Source organism: Streptomyces sp. NPDC006997 (assembly GCF_040635175.1).
Classification (GTDB): domain Bacteria; phylum Actinomycetota; class Actinomycetes; order Streptomycetales; family Streptomycetaceae; genus Streptomyces.
Genome location: NZ_JBEYHH010000006.1, coordinates 1 through 25,043, shown reverse-complemented (window position 1 = coordinate 25,043; position 25,043 = coordinate 1). Strand labels below are relative to the sequence as shown.

21 protein-coding genes are annotated in these 25,043 nt (G+C 71.9%); 10 read left to right on the top strand and 11 right to left on the bottom strand.

What is annotated here, in order from left to right:
* Positions 1–213 precede the first annotated feature (213 nt).
* The 4 genes from ABZ659_RS07550 to ABZ659_RS07535 all read left to right on the top strand — a co-directional run bounded on the left by ABZ659_RS07550 (position 214) and on the right by ABZ659_RS07535 (position 4,520).
* Positions 214–1,194, top strand: a complete 981-nt coding sequence (locus ABZ659_RS07550) for a tetratricopeptide repeat protein (RefSeq protein ID WP_360214537.1) — start codon at positions 214–216, stop codon at positions 1,192–1,194.
* A 601-nt stretch (positions 1,195–1,795) separates the two neighbouring features.
* Entirely contained in the window at positions 1,796–2,440 is a 645-nt protein-coding gene (locus ABZ659_RS07545) for a DUF6230 family protein (RefSeq protein WP_360214535.1), read from the top strand.
* Between the two features lie 165 nt (positions 2,441–2,605).
* Complete coding sequence (locus ABZ659_RS07540; RefSeq protein WP_360214533.1) at positions 2,606–3,169, top strand: DUF6114 domain-containing protein; 564 nt, start codon at positions 2,606–2,608, stop codon at positions 3,167–3,169.
* Complete coding sequence (locus ABZ659_RS07535; protein WP_360214531.1) at positions 3,159–4,520, top strand: hypothetical protein; 1,362 nt, start codon at positions 3,159–3,161, stop codon at positions 4,518–4,520. The genes ABZ659_RS07540 and ABZ659_RS07535 overlap by 11 nt, the downstream gene beginning before the upstream one ends.
* 99 nt (positions 4,521–4,619) lie before the next feature.
* Here ABZ659_RS07535 and pyk read toward each other — a convergent pair whose 3' ends face one another.
* The 3 genes from pyk to pta all read right to left on the bottom strand — a co-directional run bounded on the left by pyk (position 4,620) and on the right by pta (position 9,434).
* Positions 4,620–6,050: a pyruvate kinase gene (gene pyk / locus ABZ659_RS07530; protein WP_360214529.1), complete on the bottom strand. Its 1,431-nt coding sequence runs from the start codon at positions 6,048–6,050 to the stop codon at positions 4,620–4,622.
* 82 nt (positions 6,051–6,132) lie between these two features.
* Positions 6,133–7,344 carry an acetate kinase gene (locus tag ABZ659_RS07525; protein WP_360214527.1) on the bottom strand — a complete coding sequence of 404 codons (1,212 nt, stop codon included), beginning with the start codon at positions 7,342–7,344 and terminating at the stop codon, positions 6,133–6,135.
* Positions 7,341–9,434, bottom strand: a complete 2,094-nt coding sequence (pta, locus tag ABZ659_RS07520; RefSeq protein WP_360214525.1) for a phosphate acetyltransferase — start codon at positions 9,432–9,434, stop codon at positions 7,341–7,343. The genes ABZ659_RS07525 and pta overlap by 4 nt, the downstream gene beginning before the upstream one ends.
* Before the next feature lie 242 nt (positions 9,435–9,676).
* On the opposite strand from pta, the gene ABZ659_RS07515 reads away from it, so the two are divergent.
* Positions 9,677–10,702, top strand: a complete 1,026-nt coding sequence (locus ABZ659_RS07515; protein WP_360214523.1) for an ATP-dependent 6-phosphofructokinase — start codon at positions 9,677–9,679, stop codon at positions 10,700–10,702.
* 32 nt (positions 10,703–10,734) lie between these two features.
* On the opposite strand, the gene ABZ659_RS07510 is transcribed toward ABZ659_RS07515, so the two are convergent.
* The 3 genes from ABZ659_RS07510 to ABZ659_RS07500 all read right to left on the bottom strand — a co-directional run bounded on the left by ABZ659_RS07510 (position 10,735) and on the right by ABZ659_RS07500 (position 12,801).
* Positions 10,735–11,436, bottom strand: coding sequence for a helix-turn-helix transcriptional regulator (locus tag ABZ659_RS07510; RefSeq protein WP_360214521.1), 702 nt, complete (start codon positions 11,434–11,436; stop codon positions 10,735–10,737).
* A 93-nt stretch (positions 11,437–11,529) separates the two neighbouring features.
* Positions 11,530–12,579, bottom strand: coding sequence for an LLM class flavin-dependent oxidoreductase (locus ABZ659_RS07505; RefSeq protein ID WP_360214520.1), 1,050 nt, complete (start codon positions 12,577–12,579; stop codon positions 11,530–11,532).
* Between the two features lie 24 nt (positions 12,580–12,603).
* Positions 12,604–12,801, bottom strand: coding sequence for a hypothetical protein (locus tag ABZ659_RS07500; RefSeq protein WP_360214518.1), 198 nt, complete (start codon positions 12,799–12,801; stop codon positions 12,604–12,606).
* Positions 12,802–12,860: 59 nt separating this feature from the next.
* Between ABZ659_RS07500 and ABZ659_RS07495 the strand changes: the two genes are divergently transcribed.
* On the top strand, positions 12,861–13,247 hold the full coding sequence (locus ABZ659_RS07495; RefSeq protein ID WP_360214515.1) for a hypothetical protein: 387 nt from the start codon (positions 12,861–12,863) through the stop codon (positions 13,245–13,247).
* Between the two features lie 19 nt (positions 13,248–13,266).
* On the opposite strand, the gene ABZ659_RS07490 is transcribed toward ABZ659_RS07495, so the two are convergent.
* Together ABZ659_RS07490 and ABZ659_RS07485 are read right to left on the bottom strand one after the other, a co-directional pair.
* Complete coding sequence (locus ABZ659_RS07490) at positions 13,267–13,968, bottom strand: response regulator (protein ID WP_360214513.1); 702 nt, start codon at positions 13,966–13,968, stop codon at positions 13,267–13,269.
* The gene (locus tag ABZ659_RS07485) at positions 13,965–15,650 is read right to left on the bottom strand and encodes a sensor histidine kinase (protein WP_360214511.1); all 1,686 of its coding nucleotides are present in this window, start codon (positions 15,648–15,650) and stop codon (positions 13,965–13,967) included. Before ABZ659_RS07485 ends, ABZ659_RS07490 begins: the two co-directional genes overlap by 4 nt.
* 163 nt (positions 15,651–15,813) lie before the next feature.
* Between ABZ659_RS07485 and ABZ659_RS07480 the strand changes: the two genes are divergently transcribed.
* The 4 genes from ABZ659_RS07480 (at position 15,814) to ABZ659_RS07465 (ending at position 20,420) form a co-directional block, all read left to right on the top strand.
* A complete protein-coding gene (locus ABZ659_RS07480) occupies positions 15,814–17,208 on the top strand; it encodes a cation:dicarboxylase symporter family transporter (protein ID WP_360214509.1) in 1,395 nt (464 codons plus the stop codon).
* 76 nt (positions 17,209–17,284) lie between these two features.
* Positions 17,285–17,671, top strand: a complete 387-nt coding sequence (locus tag ABZ659_RS07475; RefSeq protein WP_360214507.1) for a MerR family transcriptional regulator — start codon at positions 17,285–17,287, stop codon at positions 17,669–17,671.
* A 14-nt stretch (positions 17,672–17,685) separates the two neighbouring features.
* Entirely contained in the window at positions 17,686–18,000 is a 315-nt protein-coding gene (locus ABZ659_RS07470; RefSeq protein ID WP_360214505.1) for a thioredoxin domain-containing protein, read from the top strand.
* A gap of 179 nt (positions 18,001–18,179) precedes the next feature.
* Positions 18,180–20,420 carry a UvrD-helicase domain-containing protein gene (locus ABZ659_RS07465; RefSeq protein ID WP_360214503.1) on the top strand — a complete coding sequence of 747 codons (2,241 nt, stop codon included), beginning with the start codon at positions 18,180–18,182 and terminating at the stop codon, positions 20,418–20,420.
* Between the two features lie 202 nt (positions 20,421–20,622).
* Here ABZ659_RS07465 and glgB read toward each other — a convergent pair whose 3' ends face one another.
* From glgB to ABZ659_RS07450, 3 genes are all read right to left on the bottom strand, one after another.
* The gene (glgB, locus tag ABZ659_RS07460; protein WP_360214501.1) at positions 20,623–23,178 is read right to left on the bottom strand and encodes a 1,4-alpha-glucan branching enzyme; all 2,556 of its coding nucleotides are present in this window, start codon (positions 23,176–23,178) and stop codon (positions 20,623–20,625) included.
* A 20-nt stretch (positions 23,179–23,198) separates the two neighbouring features.
* Positions 23,199–24,596: a maltokinase gene (locus ABZ659_RS07455; protein ID WP_360214499.1), complete on the bottom strand. Its 1,398-nt coding sequence runs from the start codon at positions 24,594–24,596 to the stop codon at positions 23,199–23,201.
* 87 nt (positions 24,597–24,683) lie between these two features.
* On the bottom strand, positions 24,684–25,043 hold a 360-nt coding region (locus ABZ659_RS07450), incomplete at its 5' end, for an alpha-glucosidase C-terminal domain-containing protein (RefSeq protein WP_360214497.1).

Here is a 25,043-nt window from a genome sequence, read left to right as displayed (position 1 = left end):
CCGGCGGGGCCTGGCCCCCGTACCCCTGTCCGTAATACGCTACGACCCGTAGCGAAAGCAGTCCGCGTGCGCAGCCCGCGGGCGGCAACCACACGGCGTGGGGTGGGGACCCGGCGCCAGGCGGTACCGCGGTCCAGTACCGGTCCGGCCACGCCGTCGGACCGGATGTCACGGCGTTTTCACTCATGCGCGGGAACGGGGGAGGATAGGCGTATGCAGCCACGGAACATGTCCATGAGCGGCGTCGTCGACCTCGCCGCGGTGAAGGCGGCCCAAGAGGCCAAGGCCAAGGCCGAGCAGGCGCGCGCCGAAGCGGCCCGGCAGGGCGGTGGCGGGGCGATCTCCCCGGCCGACCTCGTCATCGACGTCGACGAGGCCACCTTCGAGCGTGACGTCCTCCAGCGCTCCACCGAGGTCCCCGTCGTCCTCGACTTCTGGGCCGAGTGGTGTCAGCCCTGCAAGCAGCTGAGCCCGGTCCTGGAGCGGCTCGCCGTCGAGTACAACGGGCGCTTCCTCCTCGCCAAGATCGATGTCGACGCCAACCAGATGCTGATGCAGCAGTTCGGGATCCAGGGGATCCCGGCCGTCTTCGCCGTCGTGGCGGGGCAGGCGCTGCCCCTCTTCCAGGGTGCGGCGGGTGAGGAGCAGATCCGGCAGACGCTGGACCAGTTGGTGCAGGTCGCCGAGCAGCGCTTCGGGCTCACCGGCCTGGTCGTCGACCCGGACGCCGAACCGGGCGGCGCCCCCGCCGAGCAGGAGGCCCAGGCCCCCGCCGGTCCGTACGACGCCGCCCTGAACGCCGCCGCCGAGGCGCTGGACGCCGGTGACCTGGACGGTGCCATCCGGGCGTACCGGAACGTCCTCTCCGACGACCCCGCCCACCCGGAGGCCAAGCTGGGGCTGGCGCAGGCCGAACTGCTGCGCCGGGTGCAGGGCATGGACCCGCAGCGGGTGCGCAAGGAGGCCGCCGAGAAGCCCGGCGACGCCGATGCGCAGATCGCCGCCGCCGACCTGGACCTGGTCGGCGGGCACGTCGAGGACGCCTTCGCGCGGCTCATCGACACCGTCAGGCGCACCGCGGGCGACGAGCGGGACGCCGTACGGCAGCGGCTGTTGAAGCTGTTCGAGGTCATCGGGGCCGACGACCCCCGGGTGGCCGCCGCCCGCCGGGCGCTGGCGAGGGCGCTGTTCTGACCGTGTCCGGGTGACAGAACCGGTCGACAGGGCCTCGAAGCGGCCGCGCTTTACCAAATCTTGGTAATCGCGGCCGCTGTTACTTCAAGTAAGTCGAACCCGGAATTCTGTCGGATTCTGTCCGCCCGTCACCTACTTTGTCCTCCCCTCTCGGGCCACCCAGCGTCGCCGGTCGAGCCGTATCCGTCGTGGGGTGGTTATCCGTCCGTTACTAGCGAGTAACGAACCCCCTTGTGCGCGCGGCGAGAATGCACCACGATCGGCCACGCTCGGTCCTTCCCCACTCCCCGACAGCCAATCGGGGCACGGGTCTTCCAGGGTCCCCACCGAGCAGAGCCGGGGCCCGGTGGCACCGGCTCTTGGACAGGGGGGTCTTCGCCGCGTGGCGAAGCCTGTCCGGCAAGGTTGTGCGTGATGCGTGTCAGGCGCGACCAGTGGTTGTCGCTCGGGGGTGATCGCCGGTGATTCGGGCGCGGGTTCGCGCCACCGAGCGCGGGCGCTCTCCTTCCCGAGGACGGAGCACTTCTCCCATCCCTGCCCGGCCGGGCCGCCTTCCGGGGGTCGGTCAGGACAGGAGATGTACGTCCGAGAAGGAGGAAATATGCAGTCCCAGGTGCGTGGTGGGACCAGATGGAAGCGGTTCGCTGTGGTCATGGTGCCCAGCGTCGCCGCCACGGCAGCAATAGGTGTCGCGCTGGCACAGGGCGCCCTCGCGGCGTCGTTCAGCGTCTCCGGTCAGTCGTTCAAGGTCACGACCAAGCAGCTCGACGGCGAAGGCTTCGTGCAGTACGGGGCCATGGACCAGGGCTACACGCTCACCGGCGACAAGACTCTGCACCCCGTCGCGGTCTCCGGTTTCAAGAGCGCGACCATCAAGAGCCTGTGTCAGTCGGTCGTCACCCCGAACGTTCCGGTGTTCGGGAACGTCAGCCTGATCCTGCGGGCGGGCGACGGTGACACTCCGGTCAAGGCCGAGAACCTGTACATCGACGTCGCCCAGCTCGAGGCCGACGCGACGTTCCGGGGCATCGACATCGGTGTGGCCGCCAAGGACGCCAACAAGGGTCCCGGCATGAAGTCCGGCGAGGTGGCCAACAAGCAGGCCAACCCGTACGGCTTCGCGCAGCAGGCCGACTCGGTGACCCTGAAGGACGTGAAGCAGACGGCGTGGGCGACCACCGCCGGAACCTTCAAGCTCAGCGGCCTGAAGATGTCGCTGTCGACGGGTGTCAAGGAGTGCTACTAAGCACTCGCTGACGGGCGGGGGAGCCACGGACACCGGCGCCCCCGCCCGCTCTCTCCCCATCGGCATCCCATCGGCATTCCCCCACTTTCCGCCGACGCGCCGACGCGTCGGCACCAGCAGTACCTCTCTCCACCAAAGCAACGCCGTTCCAGGGAGCTGTTTTCCATGAGCGCCGAGAATCCTGCCGCGCCCGGCCGAGACGAGCACTACCTCAAGGTCTTCCGGCGCCACTTCCGCGCCTGGCGGGGTACACGGCCGTTCTGGGCCGGTCTGTTCGTCCTGCTCGGCGGCGTGCCGATCATGTACTTCCCGTACGCGAACCTCCAGGTCGGCCAGTTGACGCTGGCGATGGCGACCACCGCGGGCGCGGGGTCCCTGATCATCGGCGTGCTGCTGGTGGTCCTCGGGATAAGCCTCTGGTTCCAGAAGCACGTACGGGTCTTCGCGGGTGTCGCGGCCATCCTGCTCGCGCTGGTCTCCATCCCCGTGGCCAACTTCGGCGGCTTCGTCATCGGCTTCATGCTCGCCCTCGTCGGCGGCGCGATGGCCGTGTCCTGGGCCGAGGGCGCGCGGGAGCGGCCGCAGGCGGCGCAGCCGACCGTGCCGGGACCGGACGACGACGCCCCCGGGGACGTGGACCCCGGCACCCCGGGCGACCAGGTGCGGGAGAGCGACTATCTGTCCAAGAGCCCGGGCAACGAGGCGAACGGGAGGCACAGTGCCGGCTGACGAGGTGACCCACGGGACTGAGGTGGACGAGTCCCGTGGGAGAACCGGGCCGCGCCACGCGGCACCCAAGAAGCCGCTGTTCACCAGGTTCCACGTGCCCGCCGGGAAGGCGATAGCCCTCGCGGCGATGCCCACCGCGGTCCTCATGGGGCTGGGCTTCACCCCGAAGCTCGCCCTCGCCGAGGACCAGCCCGCGCCGCGGAGTCTGACGGCCGACGAGTACAAGGACTGCGTCCAGGCCCTGGAGGACGCCGAGAAGGGCGACTCCGCGGAGACCTCGCCGACGCCGTCGGCGACCGAGTCCGTGACGCCGACGCCGTCGGCGGCCGAGACCGGCTCCGAGGACGCCTCGGACGGGAGTGACGCCTCTTCGCCGGATTCAGGTTCCGACGACGAGACGAAGCCCGAGCCCGAGTCCGCCACGTCGCCCACCGGCGAGGCCCAGTCCTCCGGCTCCGGCTCCTCCGGCACGGCCGCGACGGACGGCGACCCGGCCACCGAGCCCGAACCGTCCGCCTCCGAGACCGACAAGGGTGTCCTGGAGTCCATCGGGGACACCATCACCGGCGTCGTCGACGGCGTCGTCACCGGCATCACCGGCGGCGGCGACGAGGAGTCCGCGAGCCCGACGCCCACCGAGTCCGCGCCCGCGGAGACCGGGAAGGCGACGGAGGAGAAGGACACCGCCGACGACGGCGACGGCACCTCCGGCGCGGTGGAGGACACCGCCGAGAAGGTCACCGGCGCGGTGGAGGACACCGCCGAGGACGTGACCGGCGCGGCCGAGGACGCCGGCGAGGCGGTCCAGGAGGCGGCCGGTGACGCCACCGCGTCCCCGACGCCCTCGCCGTCCGCCAGCGAGACGACCGACCTGGACGACTGCCCGGTCGCCACGGACGCGGAGGGCGGCGTCGACAACCCCGTCCCGCTGCCGGACGACCCCTGGTACCTCAACGCCAGCTCGCTGCTGCTGAAGGGCGCCCGGTACGAGGGCATCGTCGAGGTGAAGACGGCCAACGGCACCGTCAAGAAGGTGCTGAAGTACGTCATCACCGGCGGCACCGACATAGGTGACCTGCACCAGACGGTGAAGGACGGGCAGTCCGGCAAGACCTACCACGTGCAGGCGGCCGAGGGCTCCACGTCCACGATCCGCGACGGCGACACGGTGATGTACACCGAGAGCATCTCGGGCAACCTGCTCGGGCTGATACCGATCACCTTCGACCCGGAGAACCCGCCGCCGCTGGACATCCCGCTGATCTACTTCACCAAGGTGAAGGTGGTGCAGGCCGGTCAGTTCGGCGGCACCCTGCACGTGCCGGGTCTGCACCAGTACGTCACGGGCTGACGGTCCGCCAGCCCCCAGGAGCCCATCCGGGAGCCGCACACGGTCGAGGGCGCCCCGTCCCACCGGACGGGGCGCCCTCGGCGCGTGGCCGACCGGGGGTCAGGCGCGGGCGTCGCCGCCCAGGTGGTGCACGCGGACCATGTTGGTGGTGCCGGGGACACCGGGGGGCGAACCGGCGGTGATGATCATGGTGTCGCCCGGGTCGAACAGGTTGAGCTTGGCGATCTCCTGGTCCACCAGGTCCACCATCTCGTCCGTGCTGTTCACGAACGGCACCACGTGCGGCTCCACGCCCCAGCTCAGCGTGAGCTGGTTGCGGGTGGACTCGTCGGTGGTGAAGGCGAGGATCGGCTGGCTGGCCCGGTAGCGGGAGAGCCGCCGGGCGGTGTCACCGGACTGGGTGAACGCCACCAGGCCCTTGCCGCCGAGGAAGTCGGCGATCTCGGCGGCGGCCCGCGCCACCGAACCGCCCTGCGTGCGCGGCTTCTTGCCGGGCACCAGCGGCTGGAGGCCCTTGGCGAGCAGCTCCTGCTCGGCGGCCTGCACGATCTTCGACATCGTCTTCACGGTCTCGATCGGGTACGCGCCGACCGAGGACTCCGCCGACAGCATGACCGCGTCCGCGCCGTCCAGGATGGCGTTGGCGACGTCGGACGCCTCGGCGCGGGTCGGCCGGGAGTTGGTGATCATCGACTCCATCATCTGGGTCGCCACGATCACCGGCTTGGCGTTGCGGCGGCACATCTCGATGAGCCGCTTCTGCACCATGGGGACCTTCTCGAGCGGGTACTCGACGGCGAGGTCGCCACGGGCCACCATCACGGCGTCGAACGCCATCACGACGTCCTGCATGTTCGCCACCGCCTGCGGCTTCTCCACCTTGGCGATGACCGGGACCCGGCGGCCCTCCTCGTCCATCACGCGGTGCACGTCGGCGACGTCCTTGGCGTCCCGGACGAAGGACAGCGCGACCATGTCGCAGCCCATCCGCAGCGCGAACCGCAGGTCCTCGACGTCCTTCTCGGAGAGCGCCGGGACGTTCACGGCCGCGCCGGGCAGGTTGATGCCCTTGTGGTCGGAGACGACGCCGCCCTCGATGACGATCGTCCTGACCCGGGGGCCCTCGACGTCCAGGACCTTCAGCTCGACGTTGCCGTCGTTGATCAGGACCTGGTCGCCGCGGGCGACGTCGCCGGGCAGGCCCTTGTAGGTGGTGCCGCAGATCGTCTTGTCGCCCGGGACGTCCTCGGCGGTGATGGTGAACTCGTCACCGCGGACCAGCTCGACCGGGCCCTCGGCGAAGGTCTCCAGCCGGATCTTCGGGCCCTGGAGGTCGGCGAGGACGCCGACGGCGCGGCCGGTCTCCTTCGCGGCGGCCCGGACGCGGTCGTACCGGCCCTGGTGCTCGGCGTGCGAGCCGTGGCTGAAGTTGAAACGGGCAACGTTCATGCCCGCCTCGATCAGCGCGACAAGCTGTTCATGGGAGTCGACCGCAGGGCCGAGAGTACAGACGATTTTCGAACGGCGCATGGGGCGATCCTATCGTTTGTTTCGCCGCGGAATTTTCCATCTGGCGGAAGGTACAAGTGAGTTTCGGGGTGCTCAGTTGTTCTCAGTTGTTCTTTCCGACCAGTGCGTAGGTCTGTGTCGCGATCTCCAGTTCCTCGTCGGTCGGCACCACGGCGACCGCCACCCGCGCGGACTCCGGCGAGATCAGCCGCGGCTGGTCGCCGCGTACGGCGTTCAGCTCCTCGTCGACCGCCAGGCCCAGCTGCTCCAGACCGGCCACGGCGGCCTGCCGGACCGGTGCGGCGTTCTCCCCGACCCCCGCCGTGAAGGCCACCGCGTCCACCGTGCCGAGCACCGCGTAATAGGCGCCGATGTACTTCTTCAAACGATGAATGTAGATGTCGAAGGCGAGTCGCGCCTGTTCGTCACCCTCGTCGACACGGCGGCGGATCTCCCGCATGTCGTTGTCCCCGCACAGTCCGATCAGCCCGCTCCTCTTGTTGAGCAGAGTGTCGATCTCGTCCGTGGACATTCCGCCAACGCGTGCCAAATGGAAGATGACGGCGGGATCGAGGTCCCCGGACCGCGTACCCATCACCAGCCCCTCCAAGGGCGTCAGTCCCATGGAGGTGTCCACGCACCGCCCGGCGCGCACCGCGGAGGCGGACGCCCCGTTGCCGAGGTGCAGCACGATCACGTTCACGTCGGCCGGGTCCTTGCCGAGCAGTTCCGCGGTCGCCCGGGACACGTAGGCGTGCGAGGTGCCGTGGAAGCCGTAGCGCCGGACGCGGTGCTCGTCGGCGGTCTTCACGTCGATGGCGTAACGGGCCGCCGACTCCGGCATGGTGGTGTGGAAGGCGGTGTCGAAGACGGCGACCTGCGGCAGGTCGGGCCGCAGCGCCCGGGCCGTGCGGATGCCGGTGAGGTTGGCCGGGTTGTGCAGCGGCGCGACCGGGATCAGCCGCTCGATCTCGGCGAGGACGGCGTCGTCGACGACGGTCGGGTCGGTGAAGTGCCGCCCGCCGTGCACCACCCGGTGCCCGATCGCGGCCAGCTCCGGCGAGTCGAGGCCGAGGCCGTCCCTGGCCAGCTCCGCCGAGACGGCCTTCAGGGCGGCCTCGTGGTCGGCGATCGGGCCGGTCCACTCGCGGACCTCCCCGCCGGTGTGCAGCGGGGTGTGCCTCAGCCGGGAGGTCTCCTCCCCGATCCGCTCGACCAGGCCGACGGCCAGCCGGGCGTCGCCGCTCATGTCGAGCAGCTGGTACTTCACCGACGACGAGCCGGAGTTGAGGACGAGGACACGCGAGGGACTCACTGCTGGGACGCCTTCTCGACGAGGGGGGACTGGGCCTGGATCGCCGTGATGGCGACGGTGTTGACGATGTCCTGGACGAGCGCGCCGCGGGACAGGTCGTTGACCGGCTTGCGCAGGCCCTGGAGGACCGGGCCGACCGCGATCGCGCCCGCCGAGCGCTGCACGGCCTTGTAGGTGTTGTTGCCGGTGTTGAGGTCCGGGAAGATCAGCACGGACGCCTGCCCGGCGACCTCCGACCCCGGCAGCTTGGTCGCCGCGACCGTCGGCTCCACCGCGGCGTCGTACTGGATCGGGCCCTCGGTCCTGAGGTCGGGACGGCGTGAGCGCACCAGCTCGGTCGCCGTGCGCACCTTGTCGACGTCGGCGCCGGTGCCGGAGGTGCCGGTGGAGTACGACAGCATCGCGATCCTCGGCTCGACCCCGAACTGGGTCGCCGTGGACGCCGACTGGATGGCGATGTCCGCCAACTGCTCGGCGTCCGGGTCGGGGTTGACCGCGCAGTCGCCGTAGACCAGCACCTTGTCGGCGAGGCACATGAAGAACACCGACGACACGATGGAGGCGTCCGGCTTGGTCTTGATGATCTCGAAGGCCGGGCGGATGGTCGCGGCCGTGGAGTGCACGGACCCCGAGACCATGCCGTCCGCGAGCCCCTCCTGCACCATCAGGGTGCCGAAGTAGTTCACGTCGGAGACCACGTCGTAGGCCAGCTCCACCGTGACCCCGCGGTGGGCGCGCAGGGCGGCGTACTTCTCCGCGAAGCCGTCGCGCAGCTCGCTGGTGGCCGGGTCGATGAGCTGGGCGTCGGCCAGGTCGATGCCGAGGTCCGCGGCCTTCTTGCGGATCGTGTCGACCGGACCGAGGAGTGTGAGGTCGCACACACCGCGCCGCAGCAGCACCTCCGCCGCGTGCAGCACCCGCTCCTCGGTGCCCTCCGGCAGCACCACCCGGCGCCGGTCGGAGCGGGCCTGCTCCAGCAGCTTGTGCTCGAACATCATCGGCGTGACCCGGCCGCTGCTGGGCGCGCTCACCCGGGTGAGCAGGTCACCGGTGTCGACGTACCGCTCGAACAGGCCGAGCGCGGTCTCCGCCTTGCGCGGGGTGGCGGCGTTCAGCTTGCCCTCCAGGGAGAACAGCTGTTCGGCGGTGGGGAAGCTGTTGCCGGGCACCGAGAGCACCGGCGTGCCGGGCGCGAGGCGGGCGGCCAGCGTCAGCACGTCGTCGCCCGGCGCCTCGCCCAGCGTCAGCAGCACGCCCGCTATCGGCGGGGTGCCCGCGCTGTGCGCGGCGAGGGCGCCCACCAGCAGGTCGGCCCGGTCGCCGGGGGTGACCACCAGCGAGCCCGGGGTCAGCGCGGCCAGGAAGGTGGGCAGCATCGCCCCGCCGAACACGAACCCGAGGGCGTCCCGCGCCAGCCCGGAGTCGTCGCCGAGCAGCACCTTCGCGTCGAGCGCCTGGCTGATCTGGGACACCGTGGGCGCGGACAGCGCGGGCTCGTCGGGCAGCGCGTAGCAGGGCACCGGCAGCCGGGAGGTGAGCCGCTCCGCGATCTCGTCGCGGTCCTCCCGCGCCACCCGGTTGACGATCATCGCCAGTACGTCGCAGCCCAGGCCGTCGTAGGCCCGGTAGGCGTTGCGGGTCTCGGCGCGCACCGCCGCGGCGGGCTGGCGTCGGCCGCCCACGACCGGCAGCACCGAGGCGCCGAACTCGTTGGCGAGCCGCGCGTTCAGCGCCAGCTCGTCCGGGAACTGGGTGTCGGCGAAGTCGGTGCCGAGGACCAGGACGACGTCGTAGTCCCGCGCCACCAGGTGGAACCGGTCGACGAGGGTCGAGACCAGTTCGTCCGTCCCGCGCTCGGCCTGGAGGGCGGAGGCCTCCTGGTAGTCCAGACCGTAGACGGTCGCCGGGTCCTGGGCCAGCCGGTAGCGGGCCCGCAGCAGCTCGAAGAGCCGGTCGGGGCCGTCGTGGACCAGGGGCCGGAAGACACCCACCCGGTCGACCTGCCGGGTGAGCAGTTCCATGACCCCCAGCTCCACGACCTGACGGCCGTCGCCGCGGTCGATACCGGTCACGTACACGCTGCGCGTCACGCGTGCTCTCCGTTTCGTCTCTGGTGGACTTCGAGTGGATTTCGGGGTGCTCCGGAGGGGTTTCGGCCGCGTTGCCGGTATCCAGGGTTGCGAGAATCGCCCACCGAGGTGAGTAGAATTTCCTTGACAATACCCCCGCCGATGGATAAGGCACGCGTCAGGTGCTGTGCCGCACCGGGCTCCGAACGTGTAAGAATCGGCACCGCTCACCGGCATCGAGACCGAGCAGGAGACACAGCACGATGCGTATCGGAGTTCTGACCGCAGGCGGCGACTGCCCTGGCCTGAACGCAGTGATCCGGTCGGTCGTGCACCGCGCCGTCACGCACTACGGCGACGAGGTCATCGGTTTCGAGGACGGCTACGGCGGTCTCCTGGACGGGCGTTACCGCACCCTCGACCTGAACGCCGTCAGCGGCATCCTCGCCCGCGGCGGCACCATCCTCGGCTCCTCCCGGCTGGAGCGCGACCGGCTCCGCGAAGCCTGCGAGAACGCCCCCGACATAGCCCGCGACTTCGGCATCGACGCGCTGATCCCGATCGGCGGCGAGGGCACGCTGACCGCGGCCCGGATGCTCTCCGACGCCGGTCTGCCGGTGGTCGGCGTGCCGAAGACCATCGACAACGACATCTCCTCCACCGACCGCACCTTCGGCTTCGACACCGCCGTCGGCGTCGCCACCGAGGCGATGGACCGGCTGAAGACCACCGCCGAGTCCCACCAGCGCGTGATGGTCGTCGAGGTCATGGGCCGCCACGCGGGCTGGATCGCCCTGGAGTCCGGCATGGCCGCCGGCGCGCACGGCATCTGCCTGCCCGAGCGCCCGTTCGACCCGTCCGACCTGGTGTCGATGGTCGAGGAGCGGTTCGCCCGCGGCAAGAAGTTCGCCGTCATCTGCGTCGCCGAGGGCGCCCGCCCCGCCGAGGGCACCATGGACTACGGCAAGGGCGAGATCGACCAGTTCGGCCACGAGCGCTTCCAGGGCATCGGCACCGCCCTCGCCCACGAGCTGGAGCGCCGCCTCGGCAAGGAGGCCCGCCCGGTCATCCTCGGCCACGTCCAGCGCGGCGGCACCCCCACCGCGTACGACCGTGTCCTCGCCACCCGGTTCGGCTGGCAGGCGGTGGAGGCAGCGCACCGCGGCGAGTTCGGCAGGATGACCTCGCTGCGCGGCACCGAGATCGAGATGGTGCCGCTGGCGGAGGCCGTCACCGAGCTGAAGACGGTCCCGAAGGACCGGATGGACGAGGCGGAGTCGGTCTTCTAGACCGCGCCCGCCCCGGACGCCCTGGGCGGCCGTCAGCCCGACCGGTTCACCGTCTCCCAGAAGTGGTCGACGATCCGGTGCAGGAAGTCCCGGCCGCCCTCGCCCGCGTTCCCGTGGCCGCCGCCCCAGCTCGGGGTCGCGGTCAACTGCCCCTGGTAGGCGCCGTGCAGTTCCTGGAGGACCTGCTCCAGGAGCGCCCGCTCCAGGGGCACCGTCTTGCTCACCGGCCGTACGTACCCCTGCCAGCGGCTGGTGACGGCGCTGCGCAGCAGCTCGGCGAGTTTCGCCTCCCGGCCGGTGACGGCGACGAAGTCGGGCAGGGCGAGCGAGAGCACGTCGGCGAGCGCGGCGGACTGCCGGTCGTTGCCCCGCCAGGCGTCGCGCTCCTCCATCCGCAGGTACGCCTGGATGTCCACCCCCACGGCCCGCGCCACCTCCTCCGGGGCGAGCCCGCGGGCGATGCGGTGTTCGCGCAGGGTGCGCGGACGGCCGACGAGTTCGTCCGGGGAGCACCACAGCACGCCCGCGAGCGCGGTGAGTTCGGACCCGCCCGGGCTGGCGGCCCCGCGCTCCCAGGCGACGACGAGGTCCGGGGTGACGTACGGCAGTCCGTACGAGGTCCGCAGTCCGTGGGCGACGTGTTCCGGGCCCATGCCCAGCGCGGCGCGGAGTCTGCGGGCGGCGAGGGCGTTGAAGGGCGGGAACCGGTTCGGTTCGGTGGGGGGTTGGCGCACGCGCCCAAGCTAGGGCGCGTGCGGCGGCGGTGGCTACGATCCGTCCGGCAACAATCACAGATCGTAGGAAGCTACGGTGCCCCGCGCGGTCGCTCAGGCGAAGGCGGGCATGAGGTGTTCGCCGACGAGCCGGAGCTGGGTGTCGACGTCGGCCACGCCCGGCAGGTCGCGGCCGGTGAAGGCCCGCACCAGGGCCCGGTCGGTGAGGGCGCAGATCACGTGGTTCACGCCGGTCGGCTCGATCTCCCGCCGGATCTTGTCCCGGCACTCCTCGGGCGTGCCCGCGACCGACAGCCGCTCGGCCACCTCGGGCGTGGTCAGCTCGATACCGCGGGCCAGGTCACCGGCGGCGATGGCGTCGACCACCGGTTTCAGCTCGCCGGGGTCCACGCCGTTGCGGCGCAGCTGCTCCTCCGGCATCGAGGAGGCGTAGATGCCGACCATGCTGCGGGCGGCGTCCTTGGCGGCGGCGGAGTCGGGGCCGGTGGCGAACACCACCCACGCCCCGATGTCCAGCTCCCGCCAGTCCCTGCCCGCGCGCTCGGCACCGGCGCGGATGTGCCGTACGGCGTACTCGTAGGCCTCGCGGGTGTAGCTCAGCGCGTGGTGGCAGCCGTCGGAGAGTTCGCCCGCCGCCTCGAACGACCGCGGCCCGCGCATCGCCCCGAGCTTCAGCGGCAACCGGTCCTGCACCGGCCGGGCGAACGTGAACAGTCCGTCGTACGAGAAGAACTCGCCGTCGTACGTGATCGTGCCCTCGTCCAGCAGGGTGCGGACGACGTGCAGGGCCTCCTTGACGCGGGACAGCGGACGGGTGCGGGTCCAGTCGAGGCGGTACTGGGCGAGGAGCCCGAAGTTGCCGCTGGACAGCACCCCCTCGGCGCGTCCGCCGGAGAGTTCGTCGAGCGTGGCCAGCGCCTGGGCGATCAGGGTCGGCTCCCGTAACGTCACCGGGGAGACGCTGGGGCCGAGGCGAATGCGGGTGGTCTGTCCGGCCGCCGCGGCGAACAGCAGCCACAGGTCCTTGTGCCAGGTCTCGTCGGCGGCGTAGCAGGCGTGGAAGCCGAGTTCGTCGGCGAGGCGGATGGAGTCGAGGGATTCGGTCAGGGGGTAGTCGGGGAGCATCGCGTAACTGAACCTCATGCACGCACCATCCGGCGGGGCGCGTCAACTGTCCAGCAGGTGGTCGGCCTTTCCCGCCTTGATGTCGAGGATGAGGCCGCGGAGGGCTTCGCGGGTGTCGGTGAGGTAGCGGTCCTCCTGCCCGGAGACGGCGAGGTAGGCGTTGCCTTGGGTGTCGGTGCCTATGCGGAAGCAGTTGTTGCCTTCCGCACAGAAGGGGGTTTCCCAGGTGATGTCGGGCATGGTGGTTCCCTCTCGGGGTCAGAGCTGACGGGCGATGGAGTGGATCAGGTCGCGGGACTATGCTGCTCCCGCTGCCGCCGGTGTGCGTGGTCCTCGGCTGGACCTACCTGGTCAACGACGAGAAGATCTCCGCGATCGGGCACTACGTGCGGGAGGAACTCGGGCCGCGGCTGGCCCGGCTGGCCGCGGCGGAGGGGACGTTCCCGACGTTCGGCTGGGAGGCGTACCACCGTCTCGACACCCGGCGCCGGGACCGCGAGACGATCCAGGCGGGGGTCGACCTGACGGCGTTCTGCGCGGTGCCGCTGGCGGCGCTGACGGCGTTCTGGGCGCGTGGTGACGTTGGGGGCCTGCTGGTCGCGCTGTCGGTGCTGGAGGCGTTGACGGTGGCCGGGCCGGCGGCGCAGATCCTGCTGCACACGCGGCCCGCACCACCGCGCGGGTGAGCGCCTGGGCGCCACAGCGTCAGGGCGTCTGCTCCCGTACCCACCGGTACACCAGCTCGGGCCGCCCCACCTGGCCGTACTGCGGGCTGCGGCCCGCGCGGCCCGCGTCCACCAGGTGCTCCAGGTAGCGGCGGGCGGTGATCCGGGAGATGCCGACGGTCTCCGCGAGCGCCGAGGCGGTCAGGCCCTCCGGGCAGTCGCGCAGCGCGTCCGTGACCCGCTCCAGCGTCGGTCCGCTCAGCCCTTTCGGCAGGGCCACCGGACCCGGGGCGCGCAGGGTCGCGAGGGCGCGGTCGACCTCGGCCTGCCCGCTCGCCTCACCGGCCGCCGCCCGGAACCGCGCGTACCGCACCAGCCGGTCCCGCAGGGTCGCGAAGGTGAACGGCTTCAGCACGTACTGCACGACGCCGAGCGAGACGCCCTCCCGCACCACCGCCAGATCCCGCGCCGACGTCACCGCGATGACGTCCGCGTGGTACCCGGCGGCGCGCAGGGTCCGCGCGAGCTGGAGTCCGTGCACGTCCGGCAGGTGCAGGTCGAGGAGGAGCAGGTCGACCGGCGTCCGCTCCAGCGCCCGCCGCGCCTCCGCGCCGGTGTGCGCCTTGCCGACGGCGACGAAGCCGGGGACGCGGCCGACGTACAGCACGTGCGCGTCGGCGGCGACGGGGTCGTCCTCGACGACCAGGACACGGATGGGCGCGGAGGCGGTGTCGGCGGTCATCCGTCGGCCCTCGCCGCCCGCGCGGGCGGGGCGCCGTGGGCCCGCGTCGGCACGGCTGCCGCGGCTTCCGGCGCCGGGTGGGCGCCCACGGCCCGCCGCAGCGGCAGCCGTACCTCGAACTCCGCCCCGCCCCCCTCGGCCCCCGCCACCGCCAGCGTGCCCTGGTGCCGCTGCACCGCCTGCCGTACCAGGGCGAGCCCCAGCCCGCGGCCCCCCGGCCCCGCCGTCTTGGTGCTGAAGCCGCGCTGGAAGACCAGGTCGGCGTGGGCCGGGTCGACGCCCGCGCCGGTGTCCGACACCCGCAGCACCAGCTCCCGCTCCTCCGCGTACGCCGTCACGGTCACGCGTGCTCCCCTGCTTCCCTGCGCCGCGTCCACGGCGTTGTCGATCAGGTTCCCGAGGATCGTCACCAGGTCCCGGGGCGGCAGGTCGGCCGGGAGCAGCCCGTCGTCCAGGCGGCTCTCCCCGGACACCACCAGCTCCACGCCCCGCTCGTGGGCCTGCGCCGTCTTGCCCAGCAGCAGCGCGGCCAGCACCGGTTCGCTGACCGCGGCCACCACCTGGTCGGTCAGCGCCTGCGCCAGCTCCAGCTCGGCGGTGGCGAACTCGACCGCCTCCGCCGCCCGCCCCAGCTCGATCAGGGAGACGACGGTGTGCAGCCGGTTGGCCGCCTCGTGGGCCTGGGAGCGCAGGGCCTGGGTGAAACCGCGCTCGGAGTCCAGCTCGCCCATCAGGGACTGCAGCTCGGTGACGTCCCGCAGGGTGACGACCGTACCGCGCCGCTCGCCGCCCGACACCGGCGAGGTGTTGACGACCAGCACCCGGTCCGCCGTGAGGTGCACCTCGTCCACCCGGGGCGCGGAGGCGAGCAGCGCCCCGGTGAGCGGCGCGGGCAGCCCGAGGTCGGCGACCGACCGGCCGACGACGTCCCCGGCGACGCCGAGCAGCTCCCGCCCGCCGTCGTTGACCAGCGCCACCCGGTACTGCCCGTCCAGCATCAGCAGCCCCTCGCGTACGGCGTGCAGGGTGGCCTGGTGGTAGTCGTGCATCCGGCTCAGCTCGGTGGCGTTCATGCCGTGGGTGTGGCGCCGTAGCCGGGCGTTGACGACGTACGTGCCGACCGCGCCGATGGCGAGGGCGCCCGCCGCGACCCAGATCAGGGCGGTCAGCTGGCCCTGCACCCGCTTGCTGATCGCCTCCACCCTGATCCCGGCGCTGACCATGCCGACGACCCGCCCGCCGTCCAGGACGGGCACGACCGCGCGGACGGACGGGCCGAGCGTGCCCGTGTACGTCTCGGTGAAGGCCGTACCCGCCACCGCGGGCGCGGTGTGCCCGAGGAACCGGTGCCCTATCTGCTCCTCGCGGGGATGGGTCCAGCGGATGCCGTCCGGGTCCATGATCGTGACGAAGTCGACGTCGGTGTCGCGCATCACGTCCAGGGCGTACGGCTGGAGGACGGCCGTCGGGTCGGGGGTGGCGATCGCCGCCCGGACCGACGGGGAGTCGGCGACGGAGCGGGCGACGGACATGGCCTGGCGGCCCGCGGCCTCCTCGGCCTGGCTGCCGTCGCTGACGTAGGTGAACAGCGCGCACCCGGCGACGACCACGGCGATCAGCACCGCCTGCATGGCGAAGAGCTGACCTGCGAGGCTGCGGGGCCGGGGGACGGGAAGGCGCATGTCGTTCAGTGTGCACGGTGGCCGGAGCGTGAACTCAATGAACGGAAGGGTGACCGGCCTCACAGGGCGGGAGATAGTCACCGCGTTCCCCATCTCCCCGAGCCATCCCCCGGACGTGAGCCGCACGCCGGTGAGGCCGACGAAGACGTCAAGGAGGGCAGCCGTGGCCGCCAGCACCCCCGATACGGCACCTGCCGCACCCCGCGTGAAGCGGGACCGCACCCACTACCTCTACATCGCGGTGATCATCGCGGTGGCGCTCGGCATCGCCGTGGGCCTGGCCGCGCCGGACTTCGCGGTCGAGCTGAAGCCGATCGGAACCGGGTTCGTCAACCTGATCAAGATGATGATCTCGCCGATCATCTTCTGCACGATCGTGCTGGGCATCGGATCCGTCCGCAAGGCCGCCAAGGTCGGCGCGGTCGGCGGTATCGCCCTCGGCTACTTCCTGGTCATGTCCCTGGTGGCGCTGGGCATCGGCCTGGTCGTCGGCAACATCCTGGAGCCGGGCAGCAGCCTGGCCCTCACCGACGTGGTGCGGGAGACCGGACAGGCCCAGGTGGAGGCCGAGGCCAAGGACACCACCGAGTTCCTGCTCGGCATCGTCCCGACCACGATCGTGTCGGCGTTCACCTCGGGCGAGGTCCTCCAGACCCTGCTGTTCGCGCTGCTCGCCGGGTTCGCGCTGCAGGCCATGGGCAACGCCGGGCAGCCGATCCTGCGCGGGATCGAGCACATCCAGCGCCTGGTCTTCCGGATCCTCGCGATGATCATGTGGGCCGCGCCGGTCGGCGCGTTCGGCGCCATCGCCGCCGTCACCGGCTCCGCGGGCGTGGACGCGCTCAAGAGCCTCGCCGTGCTGATGCTGGGCTTCTACGTCACCTGTGTGCTGTTCGTGTTCGTGGTGCTCGGCGCGCTGCTGCGGATCGTCTCCGGCCTGAACATCTTCAGCCTCTTCAAGTACCTGGGCCGGGAGTTCCTGCTCATCCTCTCCACCTCCTCCTCCGAGTCGGCGCTGCCGCGGCTGATCGCGAAGATGGAGCACCTGGGCGTCAGCAAGCCGGTCGTCGGCATCACCGTGCCGACCGGCTACTCCTTCAACCTCGACGGCACCATGATCTACATGACCATGGCGTCCCTGTTCATCGCCGACGCCATGGGCACGCCGATGTCGGTCGGCGAGCAGATCCCGCTGCTGCTGTTCCTGCTGGTCGCCTCCAAGGGCGCGGCCGGTGTCACGGGCGCGGGCCTGGCGACGCTCGCCGGTGGCCTGCAGTCCCACAAGCCCGCCCTGGTCGACGGCGTCGGTCTGATCGTCGGCATCGACCGCTTCATGAGCGAGGCCCGCGCCCTGACCAACTTCGCGGGCAACGCGGTCGCCACGGTGCTGATCGGCACCTGGACCAAGGAGATCGACCGGGCCCGGGTGGACCAGGTCCTCGCCGGACACGCCCCCTTCGACGAGCGGACCCTGCTGGACGACGGCCACGGCGGCGCCCCCGCGTCCGACGTGCCCGAACAGCCGGGCCCGGGCGAGAAGGAACTGGCGAAGGCCTGAGCCCTCCCCCTCCCCGGGTGCGGTGTGACGCCGACGTCTTGCCATGACGTCGGCGTCAAGCCGTACGTTCGTCCGTATGCGAATCGGCGAACTGGCCGCCCGGGCCGGGACCACCACGCGGACGCTGCGGTACTACGAGTCCCGTGGCTTGCTGCCCGCGCGGCGCGACGGCAAGGGCCACCGGACCTACGGCGAGCACGACCTGAAGCTGCTGCGGCAGATCCGCACGCTCCAGGACTTCGGGTTCGACCTGGAGGAGACCCGGCCCTTCGTGGAGTGTCTGCGGGCCGGTCACCCCGAGGGCGACCTGTGCCCCGCCTCGCTCGCGGTCTACCGGCGCAAGCTGGCGGAGCTGGACGGGCTGATCGACGAGCTGCGGGCCGTGCGGGCGAAGATCGGGCTGCGGCTGGCCCTGGCCGAGGACGTGTCACCGTTGTGCGAACTGGGAGGGCCGGAACTGTGAGCAGGGCGTCGGGTGTGCCGGAAGTGACGGACGCGGACTTCGCGGCGGAGGTGATCGGCGCGGACCTCCCGGTCCTGGTGGAGTTCACCGCCGACTGGTGCCCGCCGTGCCGCCAGATGGCGCCGGTGCTCAGCGCGCTGGCGGCGGAGGAGGCCGGGCGGCTGAAGGTGGTGCGACTGGACGTGGACACCAACCCGGAGACGACCAACGCCTACAAGGTGCTGTCGATGCCGACGTTCATGCTCTTCCGGGGCGGTGAGCCGGTGCGGTCGATGGTCGGGGCGCGGCCGAAGCGCAGGCTGCTGGAGGAACTGGCGGAGGCGCGGTAGCCGTAGGCGGCGCACAGGAAATCCCCCGGACAATTGCGCCCGGGGGATTTCTCTGCGTATATTCAACAGTTCGCGATCCGGTAATGCCGTCGCGAAAAGGCTTGAGTAATGCAGAGTATATCGCGCCGGGAGCGGAATTGTCAAACGTCGAGTCAAACCCCGAATGTCGCGACGATGAAATGCGCACGGAGCAGGAATTCATCGACGGGCTGTACGCGCGCGTGGACGTGCTGCGCGACGAGGCCGAGGGCGCGGTCACCGAGGCGCTCGCCCAGGGGGACAAGCCCATGCAGTCCCGACTGGAGCGGGACATCCGCGTCGCCGAGCGCTCGATGCTGCTCGCCGCGCTCAACGCGGTCGACGGCTCCCTCTGCTTCGGCCGGATCGACCTCACCTCCGGCACGGACCACCACATCGGCCGCATCGGGCTGCGCGCCGACGACGCCGACCGCACGCCGATCCTGATCGACTGGCGCGCGGACGTGGCCCGCCCCTTCTACCTCGCCACCGGCCACACCCCGATGGGCCTGCGCCGACGCCGCCACATCACGACCGACGGCCACCGGGTCACTGCCCTGCACGACGAGATCCTCGACCTCGGCGACGCCACCCGCACCGGTCACGAGGACCCCACCGGCGACGCCGTCCTGCTGGCCGCGCTGAACTCGGCGCGCACCGGCCGGATGGGCGACATCGTGCAGACCATCCAGGCCGAGCAGGACGAGATCATCCGCGCCCCGCACCAGGGCGTCCTGGTCGTCGAGGGCGGCCCCGGCACCGGCAAGACGGCGGTGGCGCTGCACCGGGCGGCGTACCTGCTCTACGAGCACCGCGAACTGCTCGCCAAGCGCGCCGTCCTGATCGTCGGCCCCAACCCGGCGTTCCTCGGCTACATCGGCGAGGTGCTGCCCTCCCTGGGCGAGACCGGCGTGCTCCTCGCGACGGTCGGTGAACTCTTCCCCGGCGTGAAGGCGACGGCGACGGACACCCCCGAGGCCGCCGCCGTGAAGGGCCGCGCCGAGATGGCCGACGTGCTCGCCACCGTCGTACGCGACCGGCAGGCGCTCCCCGACCCGGTCATCGCGATCGAGCACGACCGCGAGGTCCTGATGCTCGACGACGGCCTGGTCGGCGTCGCCCGCGAGCGCACCCGCGCCACCAGGCTCCCCCACAACGCCGCCCGCGAACACTTCGAGGGCCACATCCTCAACACCCTCACCGAGCTGTACGCCGAACGCATCGGCACCGACCCCTACGACGGCTCCAGCCTCCTGGACGCCGCCGACCTCACCCAGATCCGCGACGAACTCGCCGAGAACCCGGAGGTCTGGTCGGCGGTGGACCGGCTGTGGCCGCTGCTGACCCCGCGACGCCTGGTCGCGGACTTCCTCGCGGCTCCCGAGGGCTACGTCGACGAACCCTCCGCCACGGCCATCCGCCGCCCCGTGACCCGACGCTGGACGGTCGCGGACGTACCGCTGCTCGACGAGGCGGCGGAGCTGCTGGGCGAGGACGACCGCGTGGCCCGCGCCCGCGCGGCCCGGGAGCGGGAGACGCAGGTCGCGTACGCGCAGGGCGTCCTGGACGTCTCCTACGCGTCCCGCACCTACGAGTTCGACGACAAGGAGGAGGACGACCCGGAGGCGTCGGAGGTGCTGTCCGCGCACGACATCATCGACGCGGAGCGCTTCGCGGAACGCCAGGAGGAGGACGACCACCGCAGCGCCGCCGAGCGCGCCGCGGCCGACCGCACCTGGGCGTTCGGGCACATCATCGTGGACGAGGCGCAGGAACTCTCCCCGATGGCGTGGCGCCTGCTGATGCGCCGCAGCCCGACCCGCTCGATGACCCTGGTGGGCGACCCGGCGCAGACCGCGGAGGCGGCGGGCGTCGGCTCCTGGGCGGACATCCTCGCCCCCTACGTCGAGGACCGCTTCCGGCACACCCGCCTGGGCGTCAACTACCGCACCCCGGCGGAGATCATGGACGTCGCGGCGGCGGTGGTCCGCGCGGAGCGGCCCGACTTCGAGCCCCCGAGTTCCGTACGCTCCACGGGCGTACGCCCCTGGGTCCGCGCCACCGACGACCTACCGGGCGCGGTCGCCAAGGCGGTCGCCGAACTGACCCCCGCGGAGGGCCGCCTGGCGGTCATCGCCCCCCGCGACCTCCACCGCGCCCTGGCCGCACGCCTGGACGGCGTCACGGCCGACACCGAACCCGACCTCACCTACTCGGTCGTCCTCCTGGACCCCCGCCAGGCGAAGGGCCTGGAGTTCGACTCGGTGCTGGTGGTGGAGCCGGGGCGGTACGGGACGAGTGACCTGTACGTGGCCCTGACGCGGGCGACGCAGCGGGTGGGCGTGGTGCACGGGGGGCCGTTGCCGCGGGGGCTGGCCGACGGGGCGCCGGTGTCACCGTGACCGCACTGGGGGCTCCGCCCCGGACCCCCGGCCTGTGTCCACCACCCACCTCCCGACTCGGTGGGTCGGGAGGTGGCCGGCAGCGGGCTACGGCCGGGCGGTCGTGGAGGTGGTCCCCGGCCCACCACCTCCCAGCCCACCGGGACGGGTAGAAGACGTGGGCACGGGCCCGGGAGCCCGGAGGGCGGAGCACCCGGGCGGGTCAGGCCGGGCGGAACCACACCGTCGACAGGGGCGGGAGCGTCAGGCGGATGCTTGCCGGGCGGCCGTGCCACGGGGTCGGTTCCGGTTTCACCGGGTCGGGGTGTGTGACCCCGCTGCCCCCGTACCGCGCCGCGTCCGTGTTCAGCACCTCGTGCCAGGCGGGCACGTCGTCGGGGACGCCGAGGCGGTAGTCCTCCCGCACGACCGGGGAGAAGTGGGACACCGACAGCAGGGCGGAGCCCTCCTCGTCGTAGCGGAGGAAGGCGAGGACGTTGTCGTCGGCCGCGTCGCCGACCACCCACTGGAAGCCCTCGGGGTGGGTGTCGCGCTGCCAGAGGGCCGGGGTCGCGCGGTAGGCGGCGTTCAGGTCGCGGACCAGGTCGCGGACGCCGCGGTGGTCCGCCTCCGCGCCGTACGCCGGGTCCACAAGCCACCAGTCCGGGCCGTGCGCCTCCGACCACTCCGTGCCCTGCGCGAACTCCTGCCCCATGAAGAGGAGCTGCTTGCCGGGGTGGGACCACATGAAGCCGAGGTACGCGCGGTGGTTCGCGCGCTGCTGCCACCAGTCGCCCGGCATCTTGGACACCAGGGAGCGCTTGCCGTGGACCACCTCGTCGTGGGAGATCGGCAGCACGTAGTTCTCGCTGTACGCGTACACCATCGAGAACGTCATCTCGTGGTGGTGGTACTTGCGGTGGACCGGCTCGTGGGCCATGTACTCCAGCGAGTCGTGCATCCAGCCCATGTTCCACTTCAGGCCGAAGCCGAGGCCGCCGAAGCCGCTCGGGCCCTTGTGGTGGGTGGCGCGCGTGACGCCGTCCCAGGCCGTGGACTCCTCGGCGATCGTGACGACCCCGGGCGCCCTGCGGTACACCGTCGCGTTCATCTCCTGGAGGAACGCCACCGCGTCCAGGTTCTCCCGGCCCCCGTGCTCGTTCGGCACCCACTGGCCCGGCTCGCGCGAGTAGTCCAGGTAGAGCATCGAGGCGACCGCGTCGACCCGCAGGCCGTCGATGTGGAACTCCTCGCACCAGTACACGGCGTTCGCCACCAGGAAGTTCCGCACCTCCCTGCGGCCGAAGTCGAACTCCAGCGTCCCCCAGTCGGGGTGCGCCGCCCGCCGCGGGTCCTCGTGCTCGTACAGCGGACGCCCGTCGAACTCCGCCAGCGCCCAGTCGTCGCGCGGGAAGTGCGCGGGCACCCAGTCCATCAGCACCCCGATGCCCGCCCGGTGCAGCGCGTCCACCAGGTACCGGAAGTCGTCGGGGGTGCCCAGGCGGGCCGTCGGCGCGTAGAAGCCGGTGACCTGGTAGCCCCACGAGCCGCCGAACGGGTGCTCCGCGACCGGCATCAGCTCCACGTGTGTGAAGCCCAGGTCCCTGACGTAGGCGGGGAGCTGTTCGGCCAGCTGGCGGTAGGTCAGGCCCGGGCGCCAGGACGGCAGGTGGACCTCGTACACCGAGAACGGCGCCTCGTGCGCGGGACGCTCCGCCCGCGCCGCCATCCACTCCCCGTCCCGCCACTCGTGGTGCGCCGCGCACACCACCGACGACGTCGCGGGCGGGGTCTCCGTACGCCGGGCCAGCGGGTCCGCGCGCAGGGTCTTCGTCCCGTCCGGGCGGGTGATCTCGAACTTGTACAGCTCACCCTCGCCGATCGACGGCACGAACAGCTCCCACACCCCGGAGGAGCCCAGGGAGCGCAGCGGGAAGCCCGTGCCGTCCCAGAAGTTGAACGTGCCCGCCAGCCGGACGCCCCGCGCGTTCGGCGCCCACACCGTGAACCGGGTGCCCGTCACGCCCTGGTGCGTCATCGGCTCCGCGCCCAGCGCCCGCCACAGCTCCTCGTGGCGTCCCTCCCCGATCAGGTACAGGTCCAGCTCACCGATCGCGGGCAGGAAGCGGTACGCGTCCTCCGTCTCCTGGACCGTCCCCTCGTACGCCACCAGCAGGCGGTACTCCGGGACCTCCCGCAGGGGCAGCAGTCCGGAGAAGAAGCCGTCGCCGTCGTCGCGGAGCTCGGCCCGCAGCTCCCCGGCGACGACCGTCACCGCCAGGGCGTACGGGCGGAACGCCCTGAACACCACCCCGTCGGCCACCGGGTGCGCGCCGAGCACCGCGTGCGGGTCGTGGTGCGTGCCGGTCAGGAGCCGCTCGCGGTCGGAGGGGGAGAGGGCGGGAGAGGTGGCGGGGGAGGGGATGGGCAGCGGCTGCTTGGGGGTCTTCTCCGCCGCCGCCTTCCTCGTGGTCTTCTTCGCCGCGGGTTTCTTCGCGGCGGCCTTCTTGGTCGCGGCCTTCTTCGGCGCCGCCTTCTTGGCGGTCGCGGGCGCCTTCTTCGCGGGCGCCTTCTCCCCCCTCGCCTGCTTCGCGACCGTCTTCTTCGCGGTGGTCTTCTTGGCGGCCGTGGTCGCCTTCTTGGCCGCCGCCTTCTTCGCGGTGGCCTTCTTCGCCGACGTCTGCGCGGGCACCGTCGGCCTCTCGGCGGGTGGCGGTACGGCCTTCTCGTCGGCCGGGGTGTTCGGGCTCGAACCGCTGGACGGGGGGCGGGGGGTCACGGACGGAGCCTCCTAGTGGGTCAGGTCAGTTGCGGTGCGGCCAGGCGGCGTACCGCCGACAGCGGTACCGGGAGCCAGTCGGGACGGTGCCGGGCCTCGTAGACCACTTCGTACACCGCCTTGTCGGTCTCGTAGGCGCGCAGCAGCACCGGGTCGGTGCGCGGGTCGCGGCCGGTGATCTCGGCGTACCCGGAGCAGTAGGCGGCCCGGCAGGTGTCCGCCCAGCCGGGCACCCCGGGCTGGACCGAGTGGGCCGCGTAGTCGAAGGACCGCAGCATCCCGGCGACGTCCCGGACCACCGGCTGCGGCATCCGGCGCTCGGCGAGCGGCTTGGCGGGCTCGCCCTCGAAGTCGATCAGCCACCACTGCCCGGCGGGCGAGCGCAGGCACTGCCCGAGGTGCAGGTCGCCGTGGATGCGCTGGGCGGTCCACGTGCAGCCCTCCGAGGCCAGGTCCGCCAGCGCGGTGAACGCGCTGCGCAGCCCGGGGGCGTACGGCCGCAGCGCGGGCACCGCCTGCGCGGCGGCGTCGAGCCGCTCGGTCATGCCGCCCACGAGGACGTCCAGCTGCGGCGCGCCCAGCGTCACCGTGGGCAGCGCGCTCGCCAGCGCCGTGTGCACCTCGGCCGTGGCCCGGCCCAGCGCCCGCGCCTCCGCGCCGAAGTCCTCACCCTTGGCCAGCTCCCGCAGCGCCAGCTCCCAGCCGTCCGCCGCGCCCTGGAGGTAGGGCTGGAGCACCCCGAGGACGTACGACTCCCCGGACAGCTCCGCCGACAGCCACGCCGTCGGCGGCGGCACCCGGGGGCAGCCCTCGCGGGCCAGCGCCAGCGGCAGCTCCAGGTCGGGGTTGACGCCGGGCACGATCCGGCGGAGGAGCTTCAGGATGAACGTGTCTCCGTAGACGATGGAGGAGTTGGACTGCTCGGCGGTGCCGACGCGGGGGACCAGGCCGGTGCGGATGTCCCGCGTCTGGTCGCGTTCGAAGCGGAGCCCGCCGATCCTGGCCCGGGTGCGCAGCGCCTCCAGGAGCAGGTCGGCGGGCCGGGCGTCGTACAGGGCCTCGTACACGGTCTGCCCGGCGAGCGGGCCGGTGGTCACGTGGCCGATCAGCGCGGGCGCCAGCCGGGGCGGCAGCGCCTCGCGCGCCCCTATGAGCAGTTGGTAGCAGTCACCGGGGGCGGGCCCGGCGCTCTGGGCCGGGGTGAGCGGCTGGTGCACCCGGAGGAGGAGGTGGAACAGGCCCAGCTTGCCGCCCGCCGGGAGCAGCTCGGTGGCCGCCAGCAGCGAGAACCCGGCGATCGGACGGCCCTTGCCCGCGAACCAGCGTTGCCGTGGCAGCCATTCCCGCAGCAGGGGGTCCAGGGACGCGAGGAGGGCGGGGCTGGGTGTCGGGACGGGGCGGGTGACGGCGTCCGACATGGCGTACGTCCTTTCCCCGGGGGGTGAGGTCGGGGTTACTGTTGCGTGCCCAGGGCGGGACGGGGGAAACCGCCCCGCGCCCGGGTTCTACACGGCGTCCTTGCGGAGCCGGAACCAGTAGAAGCCGTGGCCCGCCAGGGTCAGCAGGTACGGCAGTTCGCCGATGGCGGGGAACCGCACCCCGCCGATCAGCTCGACCGGGTGGCGTCCGGCGAACTCCCGCAGGTCCAGCTCGGTGGGCTGGGCGAAGCGGGAGAAGTTGTTGACGCAGAGCACCAGGTCGTCGCCGTGTTCGCGCAGGAACGCCAGCACGGCGGGGTTGGAGGACTGGAGTTCGGTGTAGGAACCGAGCCCGAAGGCGGGGTTCTGCTTGCGGATCTCGATCATCCGGCGGGTCCAGTGCAGCAGCGACGAGGGCGACGCCATGGACGCCTCGACGTTGGTGAC